The sequence below is a fragment of the Stenotrophomonas sp. 278 genome (assembly GCF_003935715.1).
GTDB lineage: Bacteria > Pseudomonadota > Gammaproteobacteria > Xanthomonadales > Xanthomonadaceae > Stenotrophomonas > Stenotrophomonas maltophilia_AH.
Genome location: NZ_RHPP01000190.1, coordinates 1 through 6,128, shown reverse-complemented (window position 1 = coordinate 6,128; position 6,128 = coordinate 1). Strand labels below are relative to the sequence as shown.

Below are 6,128 nucleotides of genomic sequence, written 5' to 3'. Positions count from 1 at the left end.
GCGCGGCACCGCCGCCGGGTATGCCCGCGGCAGCGATGACAGCGCCCCGGCACCGCTGGATCCCGCGCTGGCCGCGCCCGGCGAGTACGAGACCGTGCTGACCACCGCGCAGCTGCAGGCCTGGGTGGCCCGGCTGGACGCCGCCGAGCTGATTGCGTTCGACACCGAAACCGACGCCCTGGACGCCATGAAGGCCAATCTGGTCGGGATCAGCGTAGCCGTTGAGCCGGGCCGGGCGGCGTATATACCGGTCGGCCACACCTACCCCGGCGCACCGGCCCAGCTGCCGGTGCAGCAGGTGCTGGATGCGCTGCGCCCGCTGCTGGAGAACCCGGCGACGAAGAAGCTGGGCCAGCACGGCAAGTACGACCTGCATGTGCTGCGCCGGCATGGCGTGGACGTGCAGGGGTACCACGACGACACCATGCTCGAGAGCTTCGTGCTCAACTCCACCGCCACCCGCCACGACATGGATTCGCTGGCGATGCGCTACCTGGGTTACAGCACGATCAAGTTCGAGGACGTGGCCGGCAAGGGGGCCAAGCAGATTCCGTTCTCGCAGGTCGGACTGGAAGAAGCCGCCCGCTACGCCGCCGAAGACGCCGACATCACCCTGCGCCTGCATCGCGTGCTGGGCCCGCAGCTGCTGGCGGTGCCGGCGCTGGACAACGTGTACCGGCAGATCGAGATGCCGCTGGTGCCGGTGCTGGCGCGGATCGAGGCCAACGGCGTGTACATCGACGCGGGCGAGCTGCGCCGCCAGAGCCAGGACCTGGGGGCGCGCATGCTGGCGGCCCAGCAGAAGGCCACCGAGCTGGCCGGGCACACCTTCAGCCTCGACTCGCCCAAGCAGCTGCAGGCGGTGCTGTTCGACGAACTGAAGCTGCCGGCGCTGGTGAAGACCCCCAAGGGCCAGCCCAGCACCAATGAAGAGGCGCTGGAGGCGATTGCCGACCAGCACGAGCTGCCGCGGGTGATCCTGGAGTACCGGGGCCTGGCCAAGCTGCGCAGTACCTACACCGACAAGCTGCCGGAGATGGTCAATCCGGCCACCGGCCGCGTCCACACCAGCTACCACCAGGCCGGTGCGGCCACCGGCCGGCTGTCCTCGTCCGACCCGAACCTGCAGAACATTCCGATCCGTACCGACGACGGCCGCCGGATCCGCCGCGCCTTCGTGGCCCCGCCGGGGCACAAGCTGCTGGCCTGCGACTACTCGCAGATCGAGCTGCGGATCATGGCCCACCTGTCCGAGGACCCGGGCCTGGTGCGGGCCTTCGAGCAGGGCGTGGACGTGCACCGCGCCACCGCTGCGGAGGTGTTCAGCCGCGCGCTGGACGAGGTGACGCCGAACGAGCGCCGCGCGGCCAAAGCGATCAACTTCGGCCTGATGTACGGCATGAGCGCCTTTGGCCTGGCCAAAAATCTGGGCATCGACCGCGGCCAGGCGCAGGATTATGTGGCGCTGTACTTCAGCCGCTATCCGGGTGTGCGCGATTTCATGGAGCGCATGCGCCAGCAGGCCCGTGACCACGGCTATGTGGAAACGCTGGAAGGCCGTCGCCTTTATCTCAACGACATTCACGCCCGCAACCAGGGCCTGCGCGCCGGTGCCGAGCGCGCCGCCATCAACGCGCCCATGCAGGGCACCGCCGCGGACATCATCAAGCGCGCCATGGTGAAGGTGGACGACTGGCTGGCCGGGCAGGGCGGACGTGCCCGGATGATTCTGCAGGTTCACGACGAACTGGTATTCGAGACCGAAAGCGAGTTTCTCGAGACCTTGCGTTTGAAAGTGGTCGAATTGATGTCGTCTTCAGCGCAATTGCGGGTTCCCCTGGTCGTCGACGCCGGGGTCGGCGACAACTGGGACGAGGCGCATTGAGACGCAGTTGACGTGAAAATGGCTGAATGGATTCATTGAAAGTCAAGAATCTGACTCGATGATGAATCTTTCTGCATTTTCCCAAGAATTAATGGGCTTCCTTCACGAACTATCAATGTTCGAGGTGCTTTTATAGACCTCGACAGGCGCAACGCCTGTTGTGGATCTCTCCCATCCCCTGGAGCAGATCTCGGAACGGGGGCTCCTCCCCAAGCGCCCGTTCCCCGGCCCCGCTGACCTCCCCCTGGTCGGCGGGGCTTTTTATTTTGGGGGTTCCGGTGGATGCCGCGTACCACGCAGGGCGTGGTACCTACGGTGATGACCGTTACACGCGTAGAGCCACGCCCTGCGTGGCTGCCCTTCACGCGCATCCTCATCTCCCCGTCACCCCGCTCCCCCCCATCCTCCTGCCCACAGCAACGGGCGGAGGGGCCCATGCCATCGTGCCAAAGTCGGCAGGCGACGAGGGGAGGGCGTGATCGAATTCTGCAAGCGATGTAAATGAGCGCTGCGCACGCTGGCCAGCCGGGTGTCATGTCACCCTGTCGCTGGAGTTGTCCCGCATGTACGCCAGTTCATTCAATTCGTCGCCGCACCGCTACCTTCCCGCCGCCGGCACAGAAGCGCCGCCCCCGCGCTACGGGACGCTGTTCCCCGACGGGCAGCCTGTTCAGGTGAACAACGCCCCGGCTCCATCAGCACTCCGCAACGCGCCCGCACCGCCTTCTGTCCTGCGTGGCTGGCGTCGCACCCGGGACAGCCCGGATGCACTCCCGGTACGCGCGCCCGAGTTGCACCACTTCCCATCCGGCGTTCTGCCGAAGAAAGTCAAGGACGAGCTGGAGCAGGTGCTGGTACTGCTTGAGAACATGAATCTGAAAACGATAAAGGCCTGCAGGCAGGCACAGGAGGAGGTGGACAAGGCCAACGCCCGACTGACCCGCCTTCACAACGCCGCGCCAACGCCCTCAGCACCTCTGGACATGATGTTCGGTGGAGGCCTGTTCGACGACGACGGCTGCTACGAGGACAAGCGCTATCACGTGGATGTTCGCCGCGCGGAAGAAAAGGTGCACCGTCTGCAGAAAGAGCAGGTTGCGGTCGCGGAGAAATACCGGAAGAAGCAGGAGGCGTTGAACCTGCAGAAGTTGAAACTGGAAGCAAAAATCCGCGACGCGCTGAGCAATCAGCGCGCCCCCACCCACTCCCGCGGGACCAGATAATCCGCCAGCGCTGCCTCGGCGCTGCCTGGTTCCGGGGTGAAGCCGTATTCCCAGCGCACGCGCGGGGGCAGGCTCATCAGGATGCTCTCGCTGCGTCCGCCACTCTGCAGCCCGAACAGGGTGCCGCGGTCGTAGACCAGGTTGAACTCCACGTAGCGACCGCGGCGATACAGCTGGAACTCGCGTTCGCGCTCACCGTAGTCGGCTTCCTTGCGCCGTTCCACGATCGGCAGGTAGGCGTCCAGGAAGCCATCCCCCACCGCGCGCAGGTAGGCGAAGTCACGCTCGAAGTCGCCGTGCAGGTCGTCGAAGAACAGCCCGCCGACGCCACGGGTTTCATTGCGGTGGCGCAGGAAGAAGTACTCGTCGCACCAGCGCTTGTGCGCCGGGTAGCGCTCCGGACCGAACGGCGCGCACAGGTCGGCGGCGACCTGATGCCAATGCTGCACGTCCTCGTCGAACGGATAGAACGGGGTCAGGTCGAAGCCGCCGCCAAACCATGAGGCCACTTCCACCCCGTCCCGCTCGGCGCGGAAGTAGCGCACGTTGGCATGGGTGGTGGGCAGGTAGGGGTTGCGCGGGTGGAACACCAGCGACACCCCGGTGGCGCGCCAGGAAGCCCCGGCCAGCTCCGGCCGGTTGGCGGAGGCCGAGGGCGGCAGGCGGGTGCCGCAGACGTCGGAAAAGCCGATGCCGGCCTGTTCGAACACCGCCCCATCGCGCAGGATCCGGGTACGGCCACCCCCGCCTTCGGCGCGTTGCCACAGATCTTCGGCGAATCGGGCCTGGCCGTCGGCCGCCTCGATGGCCGCGCAGATCCGGTCCTGCAGTTCGGTGAGGTACTGACGGACGCGCTCGAATTCGTTCATTCGTGCATTTTAACGCGACGTCACCGGGCGAACCACGCCTTCACATCCGGCCGTCTCAACCGCACCAGCAGCCAGGCGTGCAGCACCGCGAAGCTCACCGCGGTGGCCAGCGAGATGCCGGTGTAGAGGATGCGCTGAACCACCAGCTCGCTGCGCAGCTCGCCCTGGTCGATGTCGTCCACGGCCGCCGGCAGGTGCAGCGCCAGCTGGCGGAAGATGTCGTCCACCACCCAGACCACGAAGAAATTCAGCACCGCGGTCAGCACCAGCAGCACGATGAACAGCTGCAAAGCCCAGTTCAGGCGGCGCAGCAGGCCCCAGCAGGACACCGCACCGGCGACGCAGAGCGCCGTCATCGCCAGATTGACCGCCACCGCATGCCGGCCGAACCAGAGCAGCGACGGGGGCATCCACGACAGGTCAGAGCCGGCGGTCAGCTCCTGCAGCCACGCCCACTGGTGCAGCACCACCGCCAGTACCGCACAGCCGGCCCAGGAAATGGCCGACACGATACAGACGACCAGGATCGACTTGGCCAGCGGCGAGATGAACTTGGGAGCCCCATCGGGGGTATGCGTGGCGCGCGGGGCGGCCTGGGGCTGCAGCGGGGGCGGAACAGTCGACATCCGGTGTCCTTGGGGGTGAGCGGGGGCAGGCCCATACGCCTGCGGCCGCACAAAGCGGCCGCAGACAGGATAGGGCAATCGAGGCCCGTGGTTACTTCAGGGTGGTCTCGAACAGCTTCAGGATGCGCTTGTACTGGTCCAGCCAGGAGTCGGCACGCACGTAACCGTGGCGCTCCAGCGGGTAGGGCGCGATGCTCCAGTTGTCCTTGTGCAGCTCGATCAGCTTCTGGGTCAGGTTGACCGAGTCCTGGAAGAACACGTTGTCGTCCATCATCCCGTGGGCGATCAGCAGGTTGTCCTGCAGGCCCTCGGCATACTCGATCGGCGACGACTTGCGGTACGCCTCCGGGTCGATGTCCGGGGTATTGAGGATGTTGGAGGTGTAGCCGTGGTTGTACTGGTGCCAGTCGACCACCGGACGCAGCGCGGCACCGGCCTTGAAGGTGCCCGGAGCACGGAACAGCGCCATGAAGGTCATGAAGCCACCGTAGGAGCCACCGTAGATGCCGGCGTGGTCACGGTCGCCCTGCTGGTTGGCGACCAGCCATTCCAGGCCGTCCTGGTAATCCTCCAGTTCCGGGTGACCCATGTTGCGGTAGATCGCGGTGCGCCAGTCGCGGCCGTAGCCCTCGCTGCCGCGGTAGTCCATGTCCAGCACCACGTAGCCCTTCTGGACCAGCAGGTTGTGGAACATCTGTTCGCGGAAATAGGCCGGGTAGCGCTGGTGCACGTTCTGCAGGTAGCCGGCACCGTGGACGAACATGGCGATCGGGTACTTCCTGCCGGGTTCGAGCTTCTCCGGGCCGTAGTACTTGGCCCAGACCACGCCTGCACCGTGCTTGGACGGCACCTGCACCAGCTTGGGCTGGATCCACTCACGCGCCTTGAACTCGGCGCTGCGGGTGTCGGTCAGCACCTTGGCCTGGCCGCCCGTGGTAGGGACCACCGCCAGCTGCGCCGGCAGGTAGGCCCCGGAATAGCGGACCAGCAGCTGGTTGCCATCCGGCGACAGCGAGAAGTCTTCCACGCCGTTGAGGTTGGTCAGCTCGCGCACCTGGCGGCTGGCGGTGTCCACCGCGCAGACCTCGTAGTCGCCCGGAGCCTGCTGGTTGCACAGGAAGTAGAAGCCACGGCCGTCGGCGCTGGGCACCGGCATCGAGGTCTCCCACTTGCCGCCGGTCAGCGCCTGCGGCTTGGCCGTGCCCTGCTGGGTGTACAGGTGCGAGTAGCCGGACTCTTCCGACAGCAGCCACAGGGTCCTGTTGTCGCTGGACCAGCCGAAGTCGTTGAAGCCCCAGTTGATCCAGGCCGCATCGGTCAGGCGATGGCGGTTCTCCAGCTTGCCGCTGGCCGGATTCACACTGGCGATCCAGCGGTCCTTGTTGTCATTGGCGCGCAGCATGATGGCGGCCTGCTGGCCATCGGCGCTCCAGCGCACGCCCGGTGCGCCGGGGCCACCGAGCACCTGCAGCGAGCGGTTGCCCTTCAGCGCGTCCTTGCCGGCGGCCTTGCGCAGCGCGGCCAG

Annotated in this window: 5 protein-coding genes; 2 read left to right on the top strand and 3 right to left on the bottom strand. The window is 66.4% G+C overall.

The genetic code is table 11. The annotated features are described in order from the left end of the window. Both polA and EGJ34_RS19910 read left to right on the top strand, forming a co-directional pair. Nucleotides 1-1,885, top strand: a 1,885-nt coding sequence (gene polA / locus EGJ34_RS19915; protein WP_125362178.1) for a DNA polymerase I, incomplete at its 5' end; no start/stop codon positions are given. A gap of 563 nt (nucleotides 1,886-2,448) precedes the next feature. Then, a complete protein-coding gene (locus tag EGJ34_RS19910) occupies nucleotides 2,449-3,108 on the top strand; it encodes a hypothetical protein (RefSeq protein ID WP_125362177.1) in 660 nt (219 codons plus the stop codon). Here the strand turns inward: EGJ34_RS19910 and hemF are convergent. The 3 genes from hemF to EGJ34_RS19895 form a co-directional block, all read right to left on the bottom strand. Continuing rightward, the gene (gene hemF / locus EGJ34_RS19905; protein WP_125362176.1) at nucleotides 3,072-3,977 is read right to left on the bottom strand and encodes an oxygen-dependent coproporphyrinogen oxidase; all 906 of its coding nucleotides are present in this window, start codon (nucleotides 3,975-3,977) and stop codon (nucleotides 3,072-3,074) included. The genes EGJ34_RS19910 and hemF overlap by 37 nt on opposite strands. Nucleotides 3,978-3,997: 20 nt before the next feature. After that, entirely contained in the window at nucleotides 3,998-4,603 is a 606-nt protein-coding gene (locus EGJ34_RS19900; RefSeq protein WP_125362175.1) for a hypothetical protein, read from the bottom strand. Between the two features lie 91 nt (nucleotides 4,604-4,694). Next, the coding region (locus EGJ34_RS19895) for a S9 family peptidase (protein ID WP_148100529.1) at nucleotides 4,695-6,128 on the bottom strand (1,434 nt) is incomplete at its 5' end.

Excerpts from the sequence above, each read along its gene's own strand:
- EGJ34_RS19910 (WP_125362177.1), top strand. The coding sequence starts at position 2,449 with ATGTACGCCAGTTCATTCAATTCGTCGCCGCACCGCTACCTTCCCGCC.
- hemF (WP_125362176.1), bottom strand. The coding sequence starts at position 3,977 with ATGAACGAATTCGAGCGCGTCCGTCAGTACCTCACCGAACTGCAGGAC.
- EGJ34_RS19900 (WP_125362175.1), bottom strand. The coding sequence starts at position 4,603 with ATGTCGACTGTTCCGCCCCCGCTGCAGCCCCAGGCCGCCCCGCGCGCC.